We start from the raw sequence: 24,451 nt of genomic DNA, 5'->3' as shown, positions 1-24,451 counted from the left end.
AGGGCAGGACAGGACGGGTCAGCGGTGGCTGATCCGTTCGTCGCCCAGCAGCCGCTCGGTGAGGGCGACGTCCGGGTGCACCAGCACCACCGAGCCGTCGCGGGACCAGGCCCACAGCGCCCGTGACAGGGCAGCCTCTAGGCCCTCCCCGGCCCGCACCAGCAACCGCGGCGGCGCAGCGCCGTCAGTAGCAGCTACGTCGTCCGCGCCGCTGTCGCCTGCACCGCCGGGCAGGGCCCCGAAGTCCTCGACCAGCCGGCCGTGCGAATGGTCGACGCCGGCGGCGTCCCGCAGCGCGGTCCGGTCCGGCTCCGGGTCAACGTAGGCCATAAAGAAGTCCCCGTGGCTGCGGACCTCCGCCGCAAAGTCGAGGACGCCGCTGGGGAGCTCGCCCGGCCAGCGCATCGCCAGGGCCGGCAGCGCCACGGCCAGCACGGCGTCGACTGCGCCGCCGGCCGCGGCCGGGCCGGGATCCGCCGTGGCGAGCAGTTCGGCCTCGCCGTCGGTCAGCACCACTTCCATCCCCAACTGCCAGGCGGCCAGGGCCAGCACCAGCGATTTCCAGTGCGCCGGCAGGTCCAGCCGCAGCCGCGTCCCCGGTTCGGCGTCCAGTTCGTCCTGCAGCAGGTTGCTGGTTTTCGCCACCCAGTTATCCAGTACCCGGCCGGAGAGCTCGACGCGCTCGGCGTCCGGGCCGTACCAGGTCAGGCGCGGGGCGGTGGACTGGCCGGAACGCAGGGCCGACATCAGGTCGGCGGCGGGGATGTTCATGGCGTTTATCTTGCCACGGCGGCCGCCGCGCCCCGCGTGGCGGTGCCCGGACCTGCCCCGAACATGCAGCAAGTGTTCTCGGTCACGCCGCCCCCTGCCGGGTATATCGATGCCGTCATCTGCGCGGCCATCGCGGGGGAGGGGGATGCCGCCGATCGTGCCGGAATATCGGTCGAAAGGGAGCAGAAATGGCCATTAGGCCCCCAAAGGTGGTCAGCATGCTTCCCATTTGGCGGGGACGGGCCGCAGGCCGCGCAAAAAAACACGGGCGTGGCGTGCCTCAGGAATTCCCAAGGAATTGATTATTATCCCTGCTGCCGCTTGACTCCCCGATACTTACACGCGTGTAATTAGGGAACGAAAGCCACCGCACAACAGCCGGCGCTCAACCGAGTGTCCGTGGGTCAAGCAGGGGCTGCCAATCAGAGAGGGAACGCCAATGGGGCTTGCAGAGCGTATCCATGAAGAGGAAGTTGTCGCCGGCCAGGCGACGGCCAAATACCGTTCACGCGGGGTGCCGAGCGACTGGTACGTGGACCCGGCCGATCCGGAGGCCGCGGACCGCTACAACGGCCAGACCAAGGACGCGCTGGAGGACCAGGCCACGGCCTTCCTCGCAGCCCATGAGGCTCTCCATGCGGGGAACCCGGATCTCGACGACGATCCGCTGGACCCGCCCATGGAGGTGCAGGCCCCCGACGCCGGCACCGTCACCCAGGCGATCTGGATCGGCCTCCCCGCGCAGCAGGACTTCGACGACGAAGGCGAGCTGGGCTGGCAGACGGACGCGCTATGCGCCCAGACGGACCCCGAGGCATTCTTCCCCGAAAAGGGCGGCTCCACCCGGGACGCCAAGAAGGTCTGCGGCGCGTGCAACGTCCGCTCGCAGTGCCTGGAGTACGCACTCTCCAATGACGAGCGTTTCGGCATCTGGGGCGGCCTCTCCGAGCGGGAACGCCGCAGGCTTAGGAAGCGGGCAGTCTAATTCTTCAAGAAGTACGAGTCACCGCCGTCGTGGTAGCCCACGACGGCGGCGACTACCTCCCCAGAACCCTCGCGGCCCTGGCGGCGCAGACGCGCCCCGCGGACGCCGCGATCGGGGTCGACACCGGATCCCGCGACCATTCGGCGGCCCTGTTGGCGCAGGCGCTCGGCGCCGGCAACGTCACCGCCGTCGAACACTCCCGGACCGGCATGGGCGGAGCGGTGCAGGCCGGCCTGTCCGCCCTGGCCCCGCGCCGGGAGGGCATGGCGGCCGACGCCGAATGGATCTGGCTGCTCCACGACGACGCGGCCCCGGCCCCCGAGGCCCTCGCGGAACTGCTGCACGCCGTCGAACGCGCGCCCTCTGTGACGGTGGCGGGCTGCAAGCAGCTCGACTGGCACTCGGAGCGGCGCCTGATCGACGTCGGACTCTCCATCAGCCGCTGGGCCGAGCGGCTCACCCTGATCGAGGCGGACGAGCTCGACCAGGGCCAGTACGACGGCCGCAGCGACACCTTCGCCGTCAACTCCGCCGGCATGCTGGTCCGCCGGGACGTCTGGGAGGAACTGGGCGGATTCGACCCCGCCCTGCCCGGAACCGGCGACGACGTCGACTTCTGCTGGCGCAACCGCTTGGCCGGCCACCGCGTGGTGGTGGTCCCGGCCGCGCGCATGTTCCACGTGGCGCACCGCCCGCACGGCCAGGGCACCCCCGCTGCCGCCCGTAAGGCCCAGGTCCACCTTCGGCTCAAGCACGCCTCGGCCTGGAAGGTGCCCCTGCATGCCATCGGCGCCCTGCTGGGAAGCCTGTTCAAACTTGTCCTGAGCATCGCGCTCAAGGACCCCGGCCACGGCCTGGCCCAGCTGGTTGCCACCCTCGGCGCCCTCGCCCGGCCCGCCGCCGTTCTCCGCGGCCGCCGCAACGCCGCGCGCACCCGCCGGATCCGCCGATCCGTGATCAAGGGCCTGCAGACCCACCGCCGCGAGGTCTGGGCCCACCGGCGCTCCCTGATTGAATCCCTCGGCTCCGATGAGGCCGAGGGTATTGCGGGCCACGACCCGCTGGGGGAGCAGCCCAGCGGCGACGCCGCCGACGACTTCGCCGCCCTTGCCGCTACGGACCGCGGCTGGGTGGGAGCCGGCGCGCTGCTGGCGGTGCTGCTCGCGGCCGCGGCCTCGGTGGCAGGGCTGCTCAATATCTTCCGGGCCGACGCCGTCACCGGCGGCGCGCTGATCCCGCTCTCCACCGGGCTGGGCAGGATCTGGGACCACGCCACCGGCTGGTGGGTGGAACTCGGCGCCGGGCTGCCCGGGCGCGGGGATCCCTTCGGCTTCGTGCTCTGGTTCCTGGGCGTCCTCGGTGCCGGGAACGCCAACGCCTCGGTCGTGTGGCTCCTGCTGCTGGCCATGCCGCTGGCGGCCCTGACGGCCTGGTTCGCCACGGGGGCCCTGACCCGGCGGCGGCGGCTGCGGTTCATCGCCGCGCTGGCCTGGGCCGGCGCCCCGGCGCTGCAGGTGTCCCTGAACCAGGGCCGACTGGGTGCCCTGGTGGCGCACGTGATGCTGCCGTTGCTGGTCCTGGCGCTGCTGCGCGCCACCGGCACCGTCCCCGGCCGCGGCCGCTTCGCGGTGCCCGCGCCGGGGGAGCGCCGCTTTACCGAGAAGCCCCCCATCAAACCCGGCATCAACGGGACGCCGTCGTGGACCGCCGCGGCCGCCGCCGGGCTCGCCCTCGCGGTCGTCACCGCCGCCGCCCCCTCGCTCCTGGTGCCCGCCCTGGTCCTGATCGTCCTCGCTGCGGTCCTGCTGGGCCGCCGGGGACGAACGCTCTGGTGGTCGCTGCTTCCCAGCCTGGCGCTCTTCGTTCCGTTCGCCCTCTCCGCCCTGGACCGCCCCCGCGCCCTGCTCGCCGACCCGGGCCTGCCGCTCGGCTTCGACGCCGCGCCGCTCTGGCAGCAGGCGCTCGGCCAGCCGCTGCGCTTCGACGCCGGCGCGGGCCTCTCCGGGCTGTCCCTCTTCGGTCCCGGCCCCGTGCCGTGGGCGCTGCTGCTGGCCCTGCTCGCCGGGGTCCCCGTCCTGGTGCTGGCGCTCACCGCGCTGTTCCTCCCGGGCCGCCGCGGCACCGGCCGCCGGCCCCGCCTCGCGCGCAGCCTGTGGGCCGCGGCCCTCGTACTGCTGGCCGGGAGCTGGCTCGCCGGCCACCTCGCCGTCGCCGCCAGCGCCGAGGTCCTGGTGTCCCCGTTCTCCGGACCGGCCGTGTCCGCCGCCGCCTTCCTCCTGCTCGGCGCGGCGCTGCTCGGCGCCGAAGCCCTGCTGGACGCCGCGGCCGCAGCCCGCACCCGGCCCGTCACCGCCGAGGCAGAGCCGGGGACCGAGCCGGCCGCCGACACCGCAACAGACCGGCCCACCACCTCCCGGCCGCTTCCGGCCGGCGCATCCGCGGTCCCTGCCTTCCTGGTGAAGGGAGCCGCCGCGGCCGCCGTCGTGCTCATGGTCGCCGGACCGCTGGCCGGGCTTGCCGCGTGGTCCGCGCACAACGTACTGCAGACCGCGGCCGCCCCCGCCGGAACTGCCCCTGCCGGGGCCGCCCCCGCCGGAGCCACCTCCACCGGAGCCGCGGGAACCGATGCTCCGGCCGCGGGTCCCGCCGCCGGCACCGACGCCGCAGATGCCGCCGCCGGTAACGGGGCGCTCGGCGTATCCCGGCTGCTCCAGCCGGGCCGGGCCACGGCGCTGCCCGCCACCGCCATCGACCGCGGCGAGGGTCCCGAACAGACCCGGACCCTGGTGATCTCCACGCAGGACAACGGCGGATTCGCCGCCTCGCTGATGCGCGGCTCCGGCACCACCCTGGACGCACTGTCCGCGATCGCCTCCGCCCGGCCCGTCATCGGGGCGCCGGGCGAGGAATCCGTCCGGCTGGACGACACCGTCAACGGCACGCTCCGCTCCGTGGTCGCCACCATCGTCGCCGGCCAGGGCGTGGATCCGCGCCAGCAGCTGGAGGAATTCGGCGTCGGCTTCGTGGTGCTTTCGGCCGCGGACAGCTCCGCCCAGCTGACGGCCAGCCGCATGGACGCCGTCCCCGGCCTCGTCGCCGTCGGGCAGACCGACGTCGGCTGGCTGTGGCGCATCACCCCGCTGCACCGGAGCCAGCAGGGCCCCGCCGACGCAGCGGAGGTGGCACACCGGCTGCGGATCGTCGACGGCTCCGGCGCCACCACCGGCCTGCTGCCCGCCGGACCGCTGGACGCCGAGGCTCCCGTTCCGGACGGCCCCGAGGGCCGGCTGGTGGTCCTCAGCGAACGGGCCGACGCCGGATGGAGCGCCTTCCTGGACGGCAAACGGCTCACCGCCACCACCTCGGACTGGGCACAGGCCTTCACGCTGCCGGCCCGCGGCGGACAGCTCAGCATCCGCTACGAGAACCCCTGGGCGCTCTGGACCGGCATCGGGCAGGCGGTCGTGATCGGCCTGACCGTGCTGCTGGCCATCCCCATGCCCGCCCGCCGCCGCAATGCCGGCATCTCCCGGGACGAAGCGTCCCTGCGGAAGGAACACCAGCATGCCTGACGAACAGCACCCCGCGGCCCGGCCCGAAAGCTCCGGCGAAGGGCGGGCGGACGGCAAACGGGACCGCAGCGCCCGCGGCAAGGAGCGCCAGGGAAAAGAGCGCAAGTCCAAGGAATCCCGCCCCACTGACTCCCGGCCCACAGGGCAGCGGCTGAAGACATTGGCCCGCCCGCTGGGTGGAGTCCTCGCCGGCGTGATCCTGGTGGCCGCGGGCGGTGGCCTGGTGGCCGCCACGGCACTGGCACCCCGGACTTCCGGCAGCAGCCCGCTGACGGCACCCCAGGCCGCGGTCCCGGCCGGTAACCTTGTGGCCGTGTGCCCCGCCCCGGCCCGGCTGCTCCAGGCCACCCCGGTGGGCACCGACCCGCAGTTCAGCCCCGAGTCCGCCACGGCCAAGAGCGCCGTCTCCGCCCTGGTCCTGGGCAACGGCTCCGGCGTGCTTCCCGGCAGCCGCCTCGCCGGCCTCACCGGCGGCCCCCTGGTGGAACTGGCCAAGGTCCCGGCCGCGCCCGCCACCGCGAGCCCGGCTCCGGCCCCCGCGACCACACCGCCCACACCTCGCGCCGCCGTCGCCCAGCGCGGGATCGACGCCGTAAGCGTCCTCAGCGCGGACGCTTTCGGGGACCAGCAGCCCTCCGCCGCCGCCGCCATGAGCTACGCCGCGGACGACGGCGACCTCCGCGGCACCGCCGCCGCGGCCTGCCAGAATCCCGCCAACGATCTCTGGCTGGTAGGTGCGGACACCTCCCTGGGCCGGACCGCCGTGCTGAACCTGACCAATGCCTCCGGCACCCCGGCGACAGTCAACCTGGACCTCTTCGGGGCCAAGGGCGTCATCCAGGCCCCCGGCAGCCGCGGCCTGCTGGTGGCCCCCGGCGCCACCCGCTCGATCGTCCTGGCCGGCCTCGCGCCGGGACAGGACAGCCTGGCCGTGCGGGTGCGCAGCACCGGCGGCCCCGTGGCCGCAGTCATCCAGCAGAGCGTGCTCCGCGGACTGACGCCCGGCGGCGTCGACTTCATCACCCCCGGTACCGGCCCCGCCACCCGGCAGGCCGTCACCGGGCTGGACATCCAGGACCCTGCCGCCCTCGGCCCGCTCACGACCAGGTCAGGCTTCGAGGACGCCGGCCCCGCACTCCAGATCGCCGTCCCCGGCGCCGCGGACGCCGTCGTGGAAGTCAAGATGTACGGCCGGGACGGGCAGAAGCCGCTGCCCGGCGGCGGCGTCGTCACCGCCAAGGCCGGTTCCGTCACCACCGTCCCGCTCGCGGGGGTCCCCGCCGGGCACTACACCGTCTCGGCCAGCTCGGATGTCTCCTTTACCGCGGCCGCCCGCGTCACCCGCGGCCTCAAGGCCGAGGACCCCACGGATGTCGCCTGGTCGCCGTCTGCCATCCGGCTCGGCAGCCAGCACCTGGTGCCCGTCCCGGTGGCGGGCAGCCGCTTCCTGATGTTCGGCGCCCCCGACGGGCGCGCCACCATCTCCTACACGCCGGTCACGGCGGACGGCAAGATCCGCAGCGCCACGACGGCGGATATCGCCGGCGGCACGACCGCGTCCGTGCAGATCCCCGCTGACGTGGAAGGCTCAGCGGTGGTGGGTTACCTGGTGTCCGCGGCGGGGGAGGCGGCCTACGGCGCGGTCCTGCTCGAACGCGACGGCAAGGCGGACGTGGCCACGGTGCCGGTGTCCCCGGGCGCGGCCGGCCAGGAAAAGGTCGCCGTTACCCTCGGCTACTAGTAGCGGCGGCGGTAGACGGGGTCGAGCGTCTCGGGCGGAACACCCAGCATCTCTGCGGTGCGTTCGACGACGACGTCGTGCACCAGGTCGGCGAGTTCCTCCCGGCTCCCGCACGCCTGCTCCACCACGCGGCGGTAGAGCGTGATCACCGGGCCCTCGCCCGCCGTCGCCGGCGCGTAGGCACCCATCGGCGCGGGCGAGCCCTCGGCCACGAGCTGCTCCAGCTGCGGCGGGATGTCCTCAACAGCGAACCGGACCCCATCCAGCGGCTTGCCCCAAATGTCGTGGAGGCGCTGGGCTGAATCGAGGACGAAGTCGTCGAAGCGCTCCGCCCGGGTCCGGTACCCCGGCAGCGTGGGCATCAGCAGCTCACCGCGCAGGCCACGGCCATGGCGGTTCCTGCGGCGTTCGCGGAAGCCCCGGACACGGCCGCCCTCGGCGGCGCCGGGCTCCGTGAGCCGCACCGTAAAGCCGGAATCGTGGGGCAAAGACTGCATACCTCGACTCTAAACCCGGCGCCCTGATTCCGCGATATGACGGGCCGTACGCGGGGGCGGGCCCCTCCTGTGGTGTTTCAATGCGGCCCCGGAACCGTGCGGGGGAGTAGTCTGTGGTGTCGTGGGTGCAATTCGTCTCTGTTCAAGGTCCGCCTGCCGGAATTCGGCGGTGGCGACTTTGACGTACGTTTACGCCGACTCCACCGCCGTTCTCGGCCCGCTGGCCACCTACGCCGAACCGCACTGCTACGACCTCTGCGAACAGCACGCGGGCTCCCTGACGGTGCCCCGCGGCTGGGAGGTCCTGCGCCTGGCCATGCCTGCGACGCCCGCGGGGCCCGGCCCCGACGACCTGCTGGCCCTGGCCCACGCCGTCCGCGAGGCCGCCGGACGCCCGGCCCCATCCGGACAGGGTAACGACGCGGCCCAGGCCCCTGGGCAGCGTGCCAGCCATCCCGCCCTGGAGGCCCCGGCCACCCCGGAGGGCACCCGGCGCGGCCACCTGCGCGTCCTCCGCGAACCCTCCTGAGCCTCGAATCAGCGGTAGGCTGGGGAAGAACTTTCCGTAAGCCACCGGCGCCCGACGCGGCGCCCCCAGGGAGCCTTCGCCATGCCAGGTCTTAACGTGCCATTGATCAGTTCCGAACTTCTCTCCGTGCTGCGCTGCCCGGTCACCGGCTCCACCCTGGTGCAGGAGGGCGAGGAACTCGTTGCCACCAGCCCCGACGCGCAGGGCCGCACCCTCCGTTACAGCATCGAAGACGGCATCCCGCTGCTGCTCCCGCCCGAACTCCTGGCCGCCGCCGGCTCCGCCGCGTCCGACCAGCACGACGGCGGCGCTCCCGCCGGACCCCGCCACGCCGCGGACTAGCACCTGCCCCGAGGCGTACGCGGCGCGCCAATGAGGTGCGCCCGGCCCGCTTCCCATCGGAACCGCCCGCGGCTCCGAACCCCTGACAGCCCCGTGCTTTCAACCCGACGCTTCCAACCCGGCTACTCCAAAGGATTTTCATGACCTTCGATTACAAGATTGCCGACATCTCCCTGGCCGAGGCCGGCCGGCACCAGATCCGCCTCGCCGAGCACGAGATGCCGGGCCTGATGGCCCTGCGCGAGGAATTCGGCCCCAGCCAGCCGCTCAAGGGCGCCCGGATCGCCGGCTCCCTGCACATGACGGTGCAGACCGCTGTGCTGATCGAGACCCTCACCGCGCTCGGCGCCGAGGTCCGCTGGGCCTCCTGCAACATCTTCTCCACCCAGAACGAGGCCGCCGCGGCCGTCGTCGTCGGCCAGGGCACGGTCGAGGACCCCAAGGGCGTCCCCGTCTTCGCCTGGAAGGGCGAGACGCTCGAGGAATACTGGTGGACCGCCGAGCAGATCCTGACCTGGCCCGGCGCGGACAGCAACCCGGACCTTGGCCCGAACATGATCCTCGACGACGGCGGCGACGCCACCATGCTGGTCCACAAGGGCGCCGAGTTCGAGGCCCTGGGCTCCGTCCCGGCCGCCGGCGACGACGAGTCCGAGGAGGGCCGGGTCTTCCTGTCCGTCCTGCGCGCCTCGCTCGAAAAGGACCCGCAGAAGTGGACCCGGATCGGCTCCCGCCTGCTGGGCGTGACCGAGGAGACCACCACCGGCGTCCACCGCCTGTACCAGCTCGCCGAACAGGGCAAGCTGCTCTTCCCGGCGATCAACGTCAACGACTCGGTCACCAAGAGCAAGTTCGACAACAAGTACGGCATCCGCCACTCCCTGCCCGACGGCATCAACCGCGCCACCGACGTCCTCATGGGCGGCAAGGTCGCCGTCGTCTGCGGCTACGGCGACGTCGGCAAGGGCGCCGCCGAGGCGTTCCGCGGCCAGGGATCCCGCGTGATCGTCACCGAGATCGACCCGATCTGTGCGCTGCAGGCCGCCATGGACGGCTACCAGGTGGCCACGCTCGAGAGCGTGCTCGCCGAAGGCCACATCTTCATCACCACCACCGGCAACAAGGACGTCATCCTGGCCGAACACATGGCCGGCATGCGCGACAAGGCGATCGTGGGCAACATCGGCCACTTCGACAACGAGATCGACATGGCCGGCCTGGCCCGGATCCCCGGCATCAAGAAGGTCGAGATCAAGCCGCAGGTCCACGAGTGGGTCTTCAACGAGGGCACCGACGGGGAGAAGTCGATCATCGTCCTCTCCGAGGGCCGCCTGCTTAACCTCGGCAACGCCACCGGCCACCCGTCCTTCGTGATGAGCAACTCCTTCGCGAACCAGACCATCGCGCAGATCGAACTGTTCACCAAGGCCGGCCAGCCCGAGGGTGAGAAGGAGTACGAGAAGCAGGTCTACGTGCTGCCGAAGATCCTGGACGAGAAGGTCGCCCGGCTGCACCTGGACGCGCTCGGCGCAACCCTGACCGAGCTGAGCAAGGAACAGGCGGAGTACCTCGGCCTCGACGTTGCCGGCCCGTTCAAGCCGGAGCACTACCGCTACTAGGAGTTCCCTGGGAACGTCCCCTGAGTCTCCCGGGAAGGCCCCGGACCCACGGCACCCGCCGCGGGCCCGGGGCCTTTTTGTGACCGTATCGTGCCTCGGCCCGGCCCGGTCCGGCGCCCGTTTGCCCCTATGCTGGCAAGGTGACGTCTGGAAGGACCCGAGTATCGTGACCGTCTCAAAAACCTGGAGCACCCGCCGCAAGGCCATCGTCCTGGCCGCTGTCTGCGTGCTGGGAGCCGGCGGAGGAGTCTTCGCCGCGGCCGGGCCGCTGGCCCACCCGTCCTTTGCCTCCGAGGCTTCCTCGCCGGAGCGGTCCACCCCGGGACTGGCCTACCCGGTGCTGCCGCCGGTGCAGCTGACCGCGGCCCCGGCGGATGCCGCCACGGCCGTGAACCCCGCCTCGCCGGTGACCCTGAAGGTCGGCAACGGACGGATCGACCGGGCCTCCCTGACCAGCGAATCCGGCGGCTCGGTGGACGGCACGCTCAGCGCCGACGGGTCCAGCTGGACCGCGTCCGGGCCGCTGAAGTTCAACTCCCGGTACACCTACACCTACACGGTCGTCGACGCCGCCGGCCGGAGCACTACCTCCACCCGCAGCTTCACCACGGTCTCTACCGCCAACGAGGCCGACGCCGCGATCTACCCGCTGGACGGGATGAAGGTGGGCGTCGCACAGCCGATCCAGATCACCTTCAGCGAACCGGTCCTGAACCGCGACGCCGTAGAGAAGGCCATCAAGATCACCTCCACCTCCGGCCAGCCCGGAGAGTTCCACTGGTTCAGCAACACGATGGTCCGGTACCGGCCGGAGAACTTCTGGGCCGCCAACAGCACCATCACCATGGACATGCAGCTCTTCGGCGTCGACCTCGGCAAGGGCCAGATCGGCAACTTCAACAAGAAGGTCACCATCCACATCGGCGACAAGAAGACCGCGATCGCCGACGCCACCGCCCACACCTTCAAGGCCTTCATCAACGACCAGCAGGTCGGCGAATGGCCCACCACCATGGGCGACACCCGGTTCCCGTCGGCGCGCGGCTACCTGGTCCTGATGGAGAAGTACCGGGTGGAGCACATGAGCGCCGCCTCGATCGGCCTCAAGCCCGGTGACCCGGCCTACTACGGCGAACTGGACGTCAACTTTGCCACCCGGCTGACCCCCAGCGGCGAGTTCATCCACCAGGCCACCGACTCCGCCCTGCCCTACATCGGCAAGACCAACCTCTCGCACGGCTGCATCGGGCTGGGACCCGACGGCGCCCAATGGGTCTTCGACAACATGACCGCCGGCGACGTGGTCCAGGTGGTCAACACCGAGGGCGACTTCGCCGCGTTCGACGACGGCTACGGCGACTGGAACATCCCATGGGCCCAGTACGCCAACTAAAGCGCCGGAGCAGGCTGCCCGCCGTCGCGGTCATCTGCATCCTCCTGGCTGTGGCCGGCATCGGATCCGCCACCGCCCCGGTCTGGGCCGAGGAAAAGCTGCCGTCCGAGGCGTCCGCGCCGATGCGCTCGGTCAGCGGACTCGCCGTCCCCGTGCTGCAGCCGCTGGAACTTGGAGTGACGCCGCTGGACGGCGCCACCGGCGTTAACCCGGCCTCGCTGCCCGCGGTCAAGGCCGTGAACGGCCGCGTGCTGGAGGTAACGCTGCGCCCCGAGACCGGTGGCGGCCCCGTCCCCGGCAGCCTCAGCGCCGACGGCACCACCTGGACGGCAGAGCAGCCGCTCGACTTTGACACCGCCTACAGGTACCGCTTCACCATCGTCGACGGCGCCGGGCGGACCACCGTCCGGGAGCAGCGGTTCACCACGGTGGCCGCCGCCAACGAGGCCGACGCCGCCGTCTACCCCCGCGCCGGCAGCACCCTCGGGGCCGGCCAGCCGCTCGAGATCATCTTCAGCGAACCGGTGAAGAACAAGGAAGCGCTGGAGCGGGCCGTGACGGTCACGGCATCCTCCGGCCAGCCCGTGGCCTGGCGCTGGTACTCGGACCGGCGCGCCCGGATCCGGCCGGAAACCTTCTGGGCCGCCAACGCCACGGTCAGCGTGGACCTGCGCCTCTTCGGGGTGGACTTCGGCAACGGAATGGTGGGCAACGCGGACACCCGAATCGGCTACACAGTGGGCCCGCAGCGGATCGCCGTCGTGGACGACACCACCAAGACCATGAACGTCTACATCGACGGCGCCCTCGCCCGCACCGCACCGGTCACCCTCGGCGGGGAGGACTGGCTCTCCCCGACGGGGTACGCCGTGATCATGGAGCAGGAGCGCAGCTCCCGGTTCAACGCCGGCAGCATCGGGCTTAAGCCGGGGGACAAGGGCTACTACCCGCCCCTGACGGTCGAGTACGCCAACCGGCTCACGACGTCGGGTGTGTACGTCCACCAGGCCCTCGAGTCAGCCTGGGGCGCGGTGGGCCGGGCGAACGTCTCGCACGGCTGCGTAGGGCTGCTGCCGGCGGACGCCGCGTGGTTCTTCGCCACGATGAAGCCCGGCGACGTGGTCCAGACCCTGAACACGGGCGCTCCGCCGGTGGAACCCCTCGAGGGCTTCGGCGACTGGAACATCCCCTGGAACGTGTATGCCAAGCGCTAGGGGAGTCCGGGGAGTTTGGCCACGAATCGGTGACGGTCCGGGGTGGCACCTCCCCGGGGCCGAAACCCTGACGGTAGGCTCGAGAACAGATATGAGGTGCGGCCCGGCTCGACGCCCGGACGCGCGGAATCCGACGGAAGCGAAGCAGCAGTGACTGAGAAGAGTGCCACCCCTCCGAACCGGCCGGAGCCCGACCTGGACCCCGCCGGGGACACGGACGAGCCCGTCTTCGAGTGGATGAAGCCCTCCGGCGCCGCGGCCTCGAAGCCGGCCCCGGGCAAGGACACCGTTGGAGAACCCGGTGAACGCCAGGGCCGCCGCGCCGAACGGCTCGCCGCCGAACGCCGCACCGACGAGCGCGCCGGCGGTGCCCCCGCAGGCGGCCGACCCGCCGGGGAAGAGGCCTACCACGAGGCGCTCCCCACCTCGGCCCTGCATGTGCGCCCGCCCCAGGAAGAGGTGGAGCGCCGCAACGCCGAACGCGAGCAGGCCGCCAACGCCAAGCCCGTGGCGCCCCGGGTCATGCAGGTACTGCTGGCCGTCTGCTTCCCGGTCATCCTGCTGGTCCTCGCCGTCCGCGCCGTGACCAGCCCGCTGTTCCTCTGGGCCGAATACAACCGCCCAGGCTTCCCCGGCGACGGCTACGGCTTCAACATCGACGACCGGATGACCTACGGCTCCTACGCCGTGGACTACCTGGGCAACTGGTCCGGCCCCCGCTACCTGGGCGAACTGGTGAACCGCAGCGGGGAGAAGCTGTTCAAGGCCGGCGAGGTCAGCCACATGGCCGACGTCAAAACCGTGATGCTCTCCTCCTTCGCGGCGGGGACGCTGCTGGGCATCGTCAGCCTGGTCGCCATCCTGTACCTGCGCCGCCGCAGCACCGGCGGGGTCCGCCGTGGGCTCTTCGCCGGCTCCATCGCCACCCTGGTGATCATCACCGGCCTGGGCGTCCTGGCGGTGCTCGGCTGGGAACAGTTCTTCACCGAGTTCCACCAGATATTCTTCGCCAACGGCACCTGGACGTTCTCGCTGCAGGACACCCTGATCCGGCTCTTCCCGGCCCAGTTCTGGAGCGACGCCGGGATCGCGATCGGCGCCCTGGTGCTGCTGGCCTCGCTGCTGACCCTCATCCTCACCTGGCCCACCCGCCGCCGCCGCGGCCTGCCGCCGCGGACCGGGAAGGCGAAGGACACCGTTGCCAGCGACGCATCGGCCGCCGGCGGTCCCGCCGACGCCGACACATCCACCGAGGCGGCGCTCAAGGGCCGCCGCTTCAAGCGCCGCGGCGCCCCGGCCGCGGATGCGCCCGCAGAAGCCAAAGCTGTGCCTGACACTGCGACGGAACCGGCTACGGACGCCGCCCCGGAATCGGTATCCAAGGGCGCAAGCGCCCCCGCCGGCCCCGCGCAGTCGTAGTCAGAACCTCGCGGCCGCCACACACGGCCGCAGCCTGCGGCGGGGCCCTGCCCCGCCGCAGGCTTAGCCGTAGATGCGGTCGATGTGCTCCTCGTAGTCGCGGACGACGGCGGCGCGCTTCAGTTTCAGTGACGGGGTCAGGTGGCCCGACTCGACCGTGAAGTCGGCGTCCAGGACCACGAAGCTGCGGATCGACTCGGCCTTGGAGACCAGCCGGTTCGCGTCGTCGACGGCGGCCTGCAGTGCCTCCCTGACCAGTTCGGAGGAGGCCGCCTCCGCGGCTCCCATCACGGGGATGCGCTGCGCGGCGCACCAGTTCTCCAGGCCCTCGGGGTCCAGGTTGATCAGCGCGGAGACGAACGGCCGCCCATCGCCCACCACCACCGCCTGGGCCACCAGCTGGTGCTCGCGGATCTTTTCCTCCATTGGCCCGGGCGCCACGTTCTTGCCCCCGGCGGTGACCAGCAGGTCCTTCTTGCGGCCCGTGATGGTCAGGAAGCCGTCCTCGTCCAGGGCGCCGAGGTCGCCGGTGCGGAAGAACCCGTCGGTGAAGGCCTCGGCGTTGGCCGTCTCGTTCGCGTGGTAGCCCTTGAAGACGCCGATGCCCTTGACCAGGATCTCGCCGTCGTCGGCGATCCGGATGGTGGTGCCGGGGATCGGGATGCCCACGGTTCCCACCTTGGTCCGGGACGGGGTGTTGGCCGTGCACGGGGCCGTCGTCTCGGTCAGGCCGTAGCCCTCCAGCACCGGGATCCCGGCGCCGCGGAAGAAGTGCGCGTCGTTGGCGCTCAGCGGGCTGGCGCCGGAGACGGTGTAGCCCAGCTGGCCGCCGAACGCTTGCCGCAGCCGCGGGTAGAACACCTTGTCGAAGAGCCCGTGCCGGGCGCGCAGCAGCAGGCCGGGCCCGCGGCCCGCGCCGCGGGCCTCGGCGTCGAGCGCCCGGGAGTATTCGACGGCGGTGGTGGCGGCGGCGTCGAACAGCTTGCCCTTGCCCGCCTCCGCGGCCTTGTGCGAGGCGCCGGCGTAGACCTTTTCGAAGATCCGCGGCACTACCAGCAGGAATGTGGGTTTGAAGGTGCCCAGGTCCTCGAGGAGTTCCTTGGCGCTGCCGGTGTGGCCCAGGGTGGTGCCGGCGGCCAGGCAGACCACCTGCACGGCGCGGGCCAGCACGTGCGCCAGCGGCAGGAACATCAGCGTGCGGTTGGAGGGGCTCAGTAGGATCTCGGGCAGGAACAGGACGATGTTCTTGGCCACGGTCGCGAAGTTGCCGTGCGTAATCTCGCAGCCCTTCGGCCGGCCCGTGGTGCCGGAGGTGTAGACCAGGGAGGCGACGTCGTCCAGGCCCGCCGCGGACCGGTGCCGTTCCAGCTCGGCGTCGGTGACGCCGGTGCCGGCGGCGGCCAGGCTGGCCAGGCTGGGGGCGGCGCCGTCGAAGTCCATCCTGACCACGCCGAGGACGCGCTCGGCGAGCAGGGCCGAGGAGTCCAGGACGCCCTGGACCAGGTCTGCCTTGGCCTGGTCCTCGACGAAGACGCGGCGGGCGCCGGAGTCGTGCAGGATCCATTCGACCTGGCTGGCGGAGGAGGTTTCGTAGATCGGCACGGTCACGCCGCCGGCGAACCAGATGGCGAAATCAACCACGGTCCATTCGTAGCGGGTGGCGGACATGACGGCAACGGTGTCGCCCGGGACGATGCCGCCGGCGATCAGCCCCTTGGCCAGGGACCGGACCTGATCAACGAACTGCCGGGCCGGCACATCCGTCCAGCCGTTGGGACCCTTGCGGGCATACAGGGCGCGGACCGGGTCCTCGGCGTACTGTTCCAGCAGCAGGTCCGTGACATTACTGTCCGGATCGAGCTCCACAAGCAGTCCGGTGCTGGCTTCTCTCACGTCGCGTCTCTCCCGTTCCGGGTCGGCCGGCCGGTGACCGGGTGTCCGCTAGTAATCCTGCCCTAGATCCAGGACGGCATCCACATCCGGGCCCGCCAGTCCTGGTAGGAAATCACTTCGGCCGTCCAGACCGGATAGAAGAACGCCGAGAGCAGCACCGCGCCGACGACGAAGACGGCCACCACGAGCAGACCGGAGCGCCGCCGCCACAGCGGGTCGGTCCGGCGGCCGAGCACCAGCCCCAGGCAGTAGACCAGGGCGAGGACCAGGAAGGGTTCGAAGGAGACCGCGTAGAAGAAGAACGTGGTCCGCTCCGGGTACATGAACCAGGGAAGGTAGCCCGCGCCGACGCCGGCCAGGACTGCCCCGGCACGCCAGTCACGGCGGCCGATCCACCAGAACAGCAATACGGCGAGGGCGACGGCGGCGCTCCACCAGATCAGCGGGTTGCCCACCGAGAGGATGGCCGAGGTGCAGCTGGGCAGCTCGCAGCCGCCGGTGCCCTGCTTGGGGGACTCGTAGAAGAACGACGTCGGCCGGCCCATCACCAGCCAGCTCCAGGCGCTGGCCTTGTACGGGTGGTCCGCGCTGAGGCCCTGATGGAACTTGTACGCCTCCAGGTGGTAGTGCGCCAGGGACCGCAGCGCGTTGGGGATCCAGCCCCATTGCGCGGACGGGTTGGCCTCGGCCCAGTGCCGGAAGTAGGCGTTGCTGGACTGGAACCAGCCGGTCCAGGTGGCCAGGTAGACCAGCCCGGCGACCGGGACGATGCTCAGGAACGCCGGCAGGCCGTCCTTGAGGATGCCGCCGGCGATCCAGCCGTGCACCCCGGCGATCCGGCGCGCACTGAGGTCCCAGAACACGGTGAGGAGTCCGAAGCCGGCCAGGAAGAACAGTGCGGACCACTTCGTGCCCACGGCCAGGCCTAGGCAGACTCCCGCAGCGAGCCGCCACCAGCGCACCCCGAGCCAGGGGCCGGCGGCCAGCTGCAGCCGCGTGGGGACACCGTCGGGCGAAGAGGAGGCCTGCGCGGCGAGCCGTGCCGCGAGCCGGCGCCGGCCGTCGTCGCGGTCCATTAGCAGCGCGCCGAACGCCGCCAGGATCCAGAACATCAGGAAGATATCCAGCAGCGAGGTCCGGGACATCACCAGGTGGTGGCCGTCCACCGCCAGCAGCAGCCCCGCCACCGCGCCCAGGGTCATAGACCGGAAGAGCTTCTGGGCTACGAGGGCGAGCAGCAGGATGGACAGGGTGCCGGTCAGGGCCGCGCCGAAGCGCCAGCCGAAGGAACTCTCCGGCCCGAACAGCCACATGCCCGCGGCGATCATCCACTTGCCCACCGGCGGGTGCACGACGTATTCCGGGCTGTCCAGCAGGATGCCCGGGTTGCCGGCGATGAAGGAATCGTTGGCCTTGTCCGGCCATGCCCGCTCGTACCCGCTGACCAGGTAGGAGTAGGCGTCCTTGACGTAATAGGTCTCGTCGAAGACCAGGTTGTGCGGGGTGTCCAGCCGGACGAAGCGCAGGATGCCGCCCAGCACCGCGGTGAGGGTGGGGATCAGCCAGTACCAGAGACGCAACGACGGCGGGTAGTCCCTCCAGCTGCCGAGGTCCCCGACCAGCCGCCGGGTGAGGGCGGGGAGGGTGTACGCCTCCTTCGGCCGGGCAATCCAGCGGTGCCCCTCGAGGTTCCGGCCGCCGCCGGCGGTACCCGCCGAACGTCGGCGGGATGCGGCGGGCTGCTGCGTGCTTGCGTCGGCGGGGGTCGGCGCGGCCCCGGCTGACCGCATGGGGGTCTGCGTCACGAAGCCCATGCTACCGGCGGCAGCCGGCCGGGTCGGTCCCGCGCGCCGGGCGGCAGTAGGCTGGTGCTGTGGAATCCGAGCCGAGCAGCCCCCAGTCCGATGCCCCCGCAGGCACGTCCGCCGGAGCCTCTTCCGGCAGTTATTCCGGCAAAGGCCAAGTGGTCCTCGCGGCCACCCCGATCGGCAACGTCGGCGATGCCTCCGCGCGGCTGATCGGGCTTCTGGAAACCGCAGACATCGTCGCGGCCGAGGACACCCGCCGCCTGCACCGCCTGGTCCAGAGCCTCGGCATCACGGTGGCCGGACGGGTGATCAGCTACCACGAACACAACGAGGCGGCCAAGACCGGCGAACTCCTGGACCAGGTCCGGTCCGGCAAGACCTTGGTGATGGTGACCGACGCCGGCATGCCCTCGGTCTCGGACCCGGGCTTCCGCTTGGTCGAGGCGGCCGTGGCGGACGGCATCACCGTCACCGCGGCCCCCGGCCCCTCCGCCGTGCTGACCGCCCTGGCCCTCTCCGGCCTGCCCACGGACCGCTTCTGCTTCGAGGGCTTCCTGCCGCGGAAGGCGGGGGAGCGGGCGGGCCGGCTGGCCGAGCTCGACGACGAGTCCCGCACCATGGTGTTCTTCGAGGCCCCGCACCGGCTGGAACCGATGCTGCGGGCCCTGCACGAACGCTTCGGCGCCAGCCGCCGCGCCGCCGTCTGCCGCGAACTGACCAAAACCTACGAGGAGGTTATCCGCGGAGACCTGCGCGAGCTGCTGCGCTGGGCCGAGACCTCCGAGATCCGCGGCGAGATCGCCGTCGTTGTCGCCGGGGCACCCAAACGCGAGCCGGGAAAGCCCGAAGACCACGTGGCGGACGTCAACGCCCTGGTCGCCCAGGGCATACGGCTCAAGGAGGCCGTGGCCGCGGTCGCGGAGGACACCCGGGTCAGCAAACGCGAACTCTACGCCGCCGTCCTGGCCGCACGCTGAGGTCCCCGCGGCAGCCCGCCGCACCTTGTGCAGCTGCACAGCGGTCCGCCCGGTTCCTAGTGCGCAGAAGCGTAGACACCCCCGAGAAACCGGCAGTACCGTGGGCAGTAGTTCGGCCCGGCCGCACCCGCCGGCGGGCCCGCCCCACCGGCCTGACGGAACCACCAGTGCGACGCCAGTCCCCGGGCCCGCCATCCGACCTTTTCCATCCAATGCCGACGAGGGAGTCATTGTGACTGTAACTGCCCAGCCCACCGTTACCGCCGAGCGGGAGGCCGCGCTGCTGGCCTCCGTGCCCACCGGCCTGCTGATTGACGGGCAGTGGCGTCCCGCCGCGTCCGGCAAGACCTTCGACGTCGAAGACCCCGCCACCGGCAAGGTGCTGCTGAGCCTGGCCGACGCCGGCCCCGAGGACGGCGCCGCCGCCCTGGACGCCGCCGCCGCGGCGCAGGAGTCCTGGGCCAAGGTCCCGCCGCGCGAGCGTGGCGAGATCCTCCGCCGGGCCTTCGACATGGTCACCGAGCGCGCCGAGGACTTCGCCCTGCTGATGACCCTGGAAATGGGCAAGCCGCTGGCCGAGGCCCGCGGCGAGGTCACCTACGGCTCCGAGTTCCTCCGCTGGTTCTCCGAGGAAGCCGTCCGCGCCTTCGGCCGCTACTCGGTGTCCCCGGACGGCAAGTCCCGCCTGCTCGTGGCGAAGAAGCCGGTGGGCCCCTGCCTGCTGATCACCCCGTGGAACTTCCCGCTGGCCATGGCCACCCGAAAGATCGCCCCCGCCGTCGCCGCCGGCTGCACCATGGTGCTGAAGTCCGCGAACCTGACCCCGCTGACCTCGCAGCTGTTCGCCGCTGTCATGATGGAGGCCGGCCTGCCCGCCGGCGTCCTGAACGTCATCCCCACCTCCACCGCCGGCGCCACCACCGGCCCGCTGATCAAGGACTCACGGCTCCGGAAGCTCTCCTTCACCGGCTCCACCGAGGTGGGCCGCCGGCTCCTGGCCGACGCCTCCGAGAACGTGCTCCGGACCTCCATGGAGCTCGGCGGCAACGCCCCGTTCCTGGTCTTCGAGGACGCTGACATCGACGCCGCCGTCACCGGCGCCATGCTGGCCAAGCTGCGGAACATGGGCGAGGCCTGCACCGCGGCCAACCGCTTCATCGTGCACGAGTCCGTCGCCGACGAGTTCGCCGAGAAGTTCGCCGCCAAGATGAAGGAAATGACCCCGGCGCGCGGCACCGAGCCGGAGTCCAAGGTGGGCCCGCTGATCGACGCGAAGAGCCGCGACAAGGTCCACGACCTGGTCGCCGACGCCGTCGCCGCCGGCGCCGAGACCGTCATCGGCGGCGCCGCCGTCGAGGGTCCGGGCTACTTCTACCAGCCCACCATCCTCAAGGGCGTCACCGAGGGCACCCGCATCCTGAACGAGGAGATCTTCGGACCGGTCGCCCCGATCATCACCTTCGACACCGAGGACGAGGCCGTCCGGCTCGCCAACAACACCGAGTACGGCCTGGTGGCCTACGTCTTCACCAAGGACCTCAACCGGGGCATCCGGATGGGCGAACGCCTCGAGACCGGCATGCTGGGCCTGAACGCCGGCGTCGTCTCCAACGCCTCCGCCCCGTTCGGCGGCGTGAAGCAGTCCGGCCTGGGCCGCGAGGGCGGCCTCGAGGGCATCGAGGAGTACCTCTACACCCAGTACATCGGCATCGCCGACCCCTACGCCGGCTAGTTCCGGCGAAGCCTGCGGACGGCGCCGCGGAACCCTGAACGGGTCTCCGCGGCGCCGTTCGGCGTTTGCGGGGTGGCCCGGTTGTCCGGGGCCGGCCGCGGGAGGCGGCGCAGGGGGCGCGTGAGCGCGTTGCGCCAGCGGGTGAACAACGACGGCGGCAGCCACCCGGCGCGCAGCCGGGCCGCCCAGCGGGCGTTGGCCTGCAGGCTGCCGCGGATCAGGGCGATCCGCTCCGCCGTGTCACCCCCGGACGCACTTCCGGACCCGCCCCCGTCCGCACCCGTTGACCGCCCCTCGAACCCGGGGCGGCCGTAGCGTTGCCGTTCGCGCTCCGCCGTCAGGGTCTCCACCGCGTCCCGGGCCGGTGCGTCCGCCCCGTCCGGGACTCCCAGCAGGGGAGAGCCCAGCAGCCGGGCGGCGAACAGCCGGGGTGAATCGCTGCCGCGCGGCGGCAGGCCGTAGTCCGCGGCGAGGTCGCGCAGTTCCGCCCAGGCCGGCCCCGCGGCGTCCGCCGGATCCTCCGCCGCTGCCCGCAGCCGCCGCCGTCGCAACCCGGCACGGGCCAGGGCGGGCGTGGCCAGCAGCAGCGCCGCCAGCAGCACGCCCCCGGCGCCGTAAAGCAGCGGCCAGGGGATCTCCGGGCCCGTGGCGGTTCCGCCGGCCGCGGCGGGAACAGGCACCGGGAGGGGCGCCGCCGACGTCGTGGCCTTGGGATCGGCCGAGGGAATCAGCCCGTCGTTGTTCTCGTTGGTGCTCGCCCCGCTCGGGGCCGCCGCCTCGGTCGCATAGCCCGGGACGACGCCGCGGGAGGGCGTGGGTTCGAACGGCACCCAGCCCAGTCCCTGGAAGTACAGCTCGGGCCAGGCGTGGGCATCGCGGGCATCCACCTCGTACTCCGGCAGCGCCCCCAGCCCGCCGAGCGACACCGTCGAACCGGTGGGCCGGCCCGGGGCGTACCCGACGGCGATCCGGCTGGGGATCCCCTCCAACCGGGCCATCACGGCCATGGCCGAGGAGAAGTGGATGCAGTAGCCGCTCTTCTGGGCCAGGAAGTCGGCCAGCACGGAGAGCCCGTTCCCGTCGTACCCGTTCTGCACCGGTGCCTGCAGCGAGTAGGTGAACGCGGGGGAGCGCAGGTAGGCCTGGATGGCCATCGCCTTGGCGTACTCGGTGCCGGCCCCGGCGGTGACCGTGTCCGCCGTCTGCCGCACGATCGCCGGGACGTTGCCCGGAACCCGGGTGAAGAGGTCCGGCAGGCCGCGGGGCTGCTCCGTGGCGCGGTCCAGGACGGCAGGGGTCAGCTTCGGCGCCACGGACGCCACGACGTACTGCTGGTCGCGGGAGTTCACATCGATGCCCTTGATGCTGAGCGTCGCCGGATCCCAGCTCCACCGGCCGGTGAGGCCGCTGACGGACGCCGGGGCGTACGGGACCGGCAGGTACGGGCTGGTGAACTGCCCGGTGTTGACCGCGGTGACGGTCCGGACCTGCTCGTCGGCGGTAACGTCGGTCCCCGGATCGATCGAACCGGTGCCCGGCCGGCGGGTGGCGTCCCGGTCATCCGGGGACCAGGAATCGCCGTCGAAACTGTCCACCGTGACCGAGCGGAGATAGGGCGCGGAGCCGGCGTTGCTGGCATAGGTGATCCGGCCGACGCCGGAGGGGCTGCGGAGGCTGTTGCCCAGGCTGATCATGGGGTTCAGGCCGGTGGCGCCGCCCCAGGGGGCGAGCCGGGAGCCCTGGGGGAAGGCGCCCTGGTCGAAGCCCGGCAGCACCGCCTGCACCAGCAGCGTCAGGGCCAGCGCCATCGCCCCCAGGACACCCGCGCGGCGGAGCTGCCCGGGGGTCCGCGCGGTATCCCCGCGCAGGCCCGAGCCGGGGTGGAACCAGTGGCTGCAGGCCAGGATCATCAGGTAGCCGGCGGCCGCGGCGGCGAACGCCGGCCAGCCCACGCTCTGCGGCTTGACCAGGGCGGGGACCACCAGGACCGCCAGGATGCCCAGCCCGCTGGTGGCGGGCAGCGCCAGCGGGCCGCAGAGGGTATCCACCAGGACCACCAGGAGCCCCAGCACCCCGCAGATCAGCAGCACGATGCCCGCGTTCGGCGCCACCGGGGTGCTTTCGCCAAGGATCGTCTCGTTGGCGCGGCGCAGGTAGGCCTGCAGCTGTCCCAGCGTCTCGGCCGTGGGGATGACCCCGGCGATGCTGGACGGGCGGAAGAACGTGCTGGTCAGGACAGCCGCGAGGGACAGGAAGCCGCCCAGGCTGACCACCACCCCCGGCAGCCGGAGCGAGCGCAGCGCGGCGGTGGCGAGGGCGACGGTGAAGACGGTGGTCAGCACGGGCGGGTACCAGGCCCAGCCGCGCAGCACGCCGTTCATGCCCAGGGCCGCCCCGGCCAGCGCCACGGCGACGGAGAGCGCCATGGCCCACGGTTCCAGGCCGGCGCCGCGGATGCGGCCGGCCGGCCCGCCCGGAGCGCCGCCTGTTTCGCCACGACCGGCGCCGTCGCGGCCGGCGTCGGGACCGTGTCCGGTGGGGCCGGTCCCCGCGCCGCCCCGGGCCGGCTTATCCGTCAGCGTCATCGCCGGGCCCCCGCGCCGCGGCGGGCGTCGGCGGCCGTCGCCTCCGGAGCGGTGCCGTCGTCGTCGAACGCGGACCACGCCGCGGGCAGGGAGGTGGCTGGGGAGACCGCCACCGCCCGCCAGCCGCCGCGGCGCAGTGCCGCCAGAGCCTCCTCCGTCTCCGCCCCGCGCCCGGCGGCCACAAGGGCGAAGGCGTTGGCGCCGAACGCGGCCGCCGGCGCCAGGTCCCGGGCCTCGGCCGGGGTGAGCCGGCCCAGGATGGCCAGGACGGGACCGCGCAGGCGGTGGGCGGAGAGCTTGTCCAGCAGCCGGTCATCGAAGGGCCGGGGCCCGGCGTCCCCGCCGGGATGCCGGGGGCCGGTGAGCCCGATCGCGGCCAGGCTCTCGGCGATGGACTGCAGCCCGGCCGCGCCCAGGAACTCCTCGGTGTGCGGTTCCGGGGCGGAGGGGGAGTGGAGGAAGGCGGCCTCGCCGGAGGGGTCGAGGCAGCGCAGCGCGTAGCTGCGCTCGCCGAGGTGGGCGCAGACGGACATCGCGGCCGTCACGGCCCATTCGAACGAGTCGCTGCTCACCGGCTCCAGCCCGTCCGCGGGGCCGGCGTAACCGGTGCCGTGGGAGTGGGCCAGATAGCGGTGGTCCAGGATCACGGTCGCCTCCGGGGTGGTGACCGACTCCTCCTGGCGGACCATCAGCTCCCCGTGCCGGGCTGTGGCGGCCCAGTGCACCCGGCGCATCGGGTCGCCGTGCCGGTACTCGCGGGTCATGACGTCGTCGTCGCTGGGGTTGGCCCGGCTCCGGGTGGCGGTGACGCCGTCGTGGCCCCGCGCGCCGGCGAGCGAGGTGGGCGGCAGGTAGACCGGGGTGGGCGTGACGGTGAGGACGTCGCCGGCGTCGATCGCGTGCCGGTGGACCGAGAGCCCGAACGGGTCGCTGAATTCGGCGGTGACCGGGCCGATAACGAACTGCCCGCGCGTGGCGCTGCGCAACTGGTATTCGTAGCGGCTGCTGCCGGCGGTGGCGGTGCGGGCCGGAAAGCGGAACACCGGGGACTGGCCGAACCTGGGCGGGAGCTGTTCCTCCATCAGGGCGTGCCCCGTGCCCGGTCCGGTGCGGGCCACCGCCAGCCGGACCGTGACGGCGGCGGACGTCTGGACCGGGGACGGGTCAAACTCCCGGTAAACGCTGAACCGCGGCTTCAGCACCCGGGTGCCGGCCAGGGAGAGCAACGGCAGGATCAGCAGCAGCAGAGCCAGGGAGAGCAGGTCCCGCCGGCCCAGCACCTGGGCGGCCAGCAGGCAGAGCACCCCGGCGGCCAGCAGCCCCCAGCCGCGGGTGCTGAAGATCTGCTTCGGGATCCGGTCCCATACCCCCATG

17 protein-coding genes are annotated in these 24,451 nt (G+C 72.2%); 11 read left to right on the top strand and 6 right to left on the bottom strand.

What is annotated here, in order from left to right; all coding sequences use genetic code 11:
* Window positions 1–18: 18 nt before the first annotated feature.
* Window positions 19–771, bottom strand: a complete 753-nt coding sequence (locus ABC337_RS02955) for a TIGR03089 family protein (protein WP_412882436.1) — start codon at window positions 769–771, stop codon at window positions 19–21.
* A 439-nt stretch (window positions 772–1,210) separates the two neighbouring features.
* On the opposite strand from ABC337_RS02955, the gene ABC337_RS02950 reads away from it, so the two are divergent.
* The 3 genes from ABC337_RS02950 to ABC337_RS02940 are packed head-to-tail and all read left to right on the top strand — an operon-like array spanning window position 1,211 to window position 7,069.
* Window positions 1,211–1,756: a WhiB family transcriptional regulator gene (locus ABC337_RS02950; protein ID WP_412882437.1), complete on the top strand. Its 546-nt coding sequence runs from the start codon at window positions 1,211–1,213 to the stop codon at window positions 1,754–1,756.
* Window positions 1,757–1,785: 29 nt separating this feature from the next.
* Entirely contained in the window at window positions 1,786–5,328 is a 3,543-nt protein-coding gene (locus tag ABC337_RS02945) for a glycosyltransferase family 2 protein (RefSeq protein ID WP_412882438.1), read from the top strand.
* Window positions 5,321–7,069 carry a DUF5719 family protein gene (locus ABC337_RS02940; RefSeq protein ID WP_412882439.1) on the top strand — a complete coding sequence of 583 codons (1,749 nt, stop codon included), beginning with the start codon at window positions 5,321–5,323 and terminating at the stop codon, window positions 7,067–7,069. Before ABC337_RS02945 ends, ABC337_RS02940 begins: the two co-directional genes overlap by 8 nt.
* Here the strand turns inward: ABC337_RS02940 and ABC337_RS02935 are convergent.
* A complete protein-coding gene (locus ABC337_RS02935) occupies window positions 7,066–7,566 on the bottom strand; it encodes a metallopeptidase family protein (RefSeq protein WP_412882440.1) in 501 nt (166 codons plus the stop codon). The two genes, ABC337_RS02940 and ABC337_RS02935, sit on opposite strands and share 4 nt — an antisense overlap.
* Window positions 7,567–7,687: 121 nt before the next feature.
* Between ABC337_RS02935 and ABC337_RS02930 the strand changes: the two genes are divergently transcribed.
* The 6 genes from ABC337_RS02930 to ABC337_RS02905 all read left to right on the top strand — a co-directional run bounded on the left by ABC337_RS02930 (window position 7,688) and on the right by ABC337_RS02905 (window position 14,082).
* Complete coding sequence (locus tag ABC337_RS02930) at window positions 7,688–8,095, top strand: DUF3499 domain-containing protein (RefSeq protein ID WP_412882441.1); 408 nt, start codon at window positions 7,688–7,690, stop codon at window positions 8,093–8,095.
* 96 nt (window positions 8,096–8,191) lie between these two features.
* Window positions 8,192–8,437 (top strand): hypothetical protein, encoded by a 246-nt coding sequence (locus tag ABC337_RS02925; protein WP_412883231.1) that lies wholly within the window; start codon window positions 8,192–8,194, stop codon window positions 8,435–8,437.
* A gap of 140 nt (window positions 8,438–8,577) precedes the next feature.
* On the top strand, window positions 8,578–10,056 hold the full coding sequence (gene ahcY, locus ABC337_RS02920; RefSeq protein ID WP_412882442.1) for an adenosylhomocysteinase: 1,479 nt from the start codon (window positions 8,578–8,580) through the stop codon (window positions 10,054–10,056).
* Window positions 10,057–10,222: 166 nt separating this feature from the next.
* Complete coding sequence (locus tag ABC337_RS02915; RefSeq protein WP_412882443.1) at window positions 10,223–11,449, top strand: L,D-transpeptidase; 1,227 nt, start codon at window positions 10,223–10,225, stop codon at window positions 11,447–11,449.
* A complete protein-coding gene (locus ABC337_RS02910; RefSeq protein WP_412882444.1) occupies window positions 11,428–12,663 on the top strand; it encodes a L,D-transpeptidase in 1,236 nt (411 codons plus the stop codon). Before ABC337_RS02915 ends, ABC337_RS02910 begins: the two co-directional genes overlap by 22 nt.
* A gap of 150 nt (window positions 12,664–12,813) precedes the next feature.
* Window positions 12,814–14,082, top strand: coding sequence for a TIGR01906 family membrane protein (locus ABC337_RS02905; RefSeq protein ID WP_412882445.1), 1,269 nt, complete (start codon window positions 12,814–12,816; stop codon window positions 14,080–14,082).
* Between the two features lie 63 nt (window positions 14,083–14,145).
* On the opposite strand, the gene ABC337_RS02900 is transcribed toward ABC337_RS02905, so the two are convergent.
* Window positions 14,146–15,975 carry an AMP-dependent synthetase/ligase gene (locus ABC337_RS02900; RefSeq protein ID WP_412882446.1) on the bottom strand — a complete coding sequence of 610 codons (1,830 nt, stop codon included), beginning with the start codon at window positions 15,973–15,975 and terminating at the stop codon, window positions 14,146–14,148.
* Window positions 15,976–16,037: 62 nt separating this feature from the next.
* Window positions 16,038–17,789, bottom strand: coding sequence for a dolichyl-phosphate-mannose--protein mannosyltransferase (locus ABC337_RS02895; RefSeq protein WP_412882447.1), 1,752 nt, complete (start codon window positions 17,787–17,789; stop codon window positions 16,038–16,040).
* Window positions 17,790–17,938: 149 nt separating this feature from the next.
* On the opposite strand from ABC337_RS02895, the gene rsmI reads away from it, so the two are divergent.
* Both rsmI and ABC337_RS02885 read left to right on the top strand, forming a co-directional pair.
* A complete protein-coding gene (gene rsmI / locus ABC337_RS02890) occupies window positions 17,939–18,760 on the top strand; it encodes a 16S rRNA (cytidine(1402)-2'-O)-methyltransferase (protein WP_412883232.1) in 822 nt (273 codons plus the stop codon).
* Window positions 18,761–18,992: 232 nt separating this feature from the next.
* A complete protein-coding gene (locus ABC337_RS02885; RefSeq protein WP_364136874.1) occupies window positions 18,993–20,492 on the top strand; it encodes an NAD-dependent succinate-semialdehyde dehydrogenase in 1,500 nt (499 codons plus the stop codon).
* Here ABC337_RS02885 and ABC337_RS02880 read toward each other — a convergent pair.
* Both ABC337_RS02880 and ABC337_RS02875 read right to left on the bottom strand, forming a co-directional pair.
* Entirely contained in the window at window positions 20,489–23,077 is a 2,589-nt protein-coding gene (locus ABC337_RS02880) for a transglutaminase TgpA family protein (protein ID WP_412882448.1), read from the bottom strand. The two genes, ABC337_RS02885 and ABC337_RS02880, sit on opposite strands and share 4 nt — an antisense overlap.
* Entirely contained in the window at window positions 23,074–24,450 is a 1,377-nt protein-coding gene (locus ABC337_RS02875; RefSeq protein ID WP_412882449.1) for a DUF58 domain-containing protein, read from the bottom strand. Before ABC337_RS02875 ends, ABC337_RS02880 begins: the two co-directional genes overlap by 4 nt.
* Between the last annotated feature and the right edge of the window lies 1 nt (window position 24,451).

The sequence above is a fragment of the Arthrobacter phoenicis genome (genome assembly GCF_047238215.1).
Taxonomy (GTDB): Bacteria; Actinomycetota; Actinomycetes; order Actinomycetales; family Micrococcaceae; genus Arthrobacter.
The sequence above is the reverse complement of the archived record's forward strand: the minus strand, read 5'-3'. Positions and strand labels throughout refer to the sequence as shown.

Excerpts from the sequence above, each read along its gene's own strand:
- ABC337_RS02955 (WP_412882436.1), bottom strand. The coding sequence starts at position 771 with ATGAACATCCCCGCCGCCGACCTGATGTCGGCCCTGCGTTCCGGCCAG.
- ABC337_RS02950 (WP_412882437.1), top strand. The coding sequence starts at position 1,211 with ATGGGGCTTGCAGAGCGTATCCATGAAGAGGAAGTTGTCGCCGGCCAG.
- ABC337_RS02940 (WP_412882439.1), top strand. The coding sequence starts at position 5,321 with ATGCCTGACGAACAGCACCCCGCGGCCCGGCCCGAAAGCTCCGGCGAA.
- ABC337_RS02935 (WP_412882440.1), bottom strand. The coding sequence starts at position 7,566 with ATGCAGTCTTTGCCCCACGATTCCGGCTTTACGGTGCGGCTCACGGAG.
- ahcY (WP_412882442.1), top strand. The coding sequence starts at position 8,578 with ATGACCTTCGATTACAAGATTGCCGACATCTCCCTGGCCGAGGCCGGC.
- ABC337_RS02910 (WP_412882444.1), top strand. The coding sequence starts at position 11,428 with ATGGGCCCAGTACGCCAACTAAAGCGCCGGAGCAGGCTGCCCGCCGTC.
- ABC337_RS02895 (WP_412882447.1), bottom strand. The coding sequence starts at position 17,789 with ATGGGCTTCGTGACGCAGACCCCCATGCGGTCAGCCGGGGCCGCGCCG.
- ABC337_RS02880 (WP_412882448.1), bottom strand. The coding sequence starts at position 23,077 with ATGACGCTGACGGATAAGCCGGCCCGGGGCGGCGCGGGGACCGGCCCC.
- ABC337_RS02875 (WP_412882449.1), bottom strand. The coding sequence starts at position 24,450 with ATGGGGGTATGGGACCGGATCCCGAAGCAGATCTTCAGCACCCGCGGC.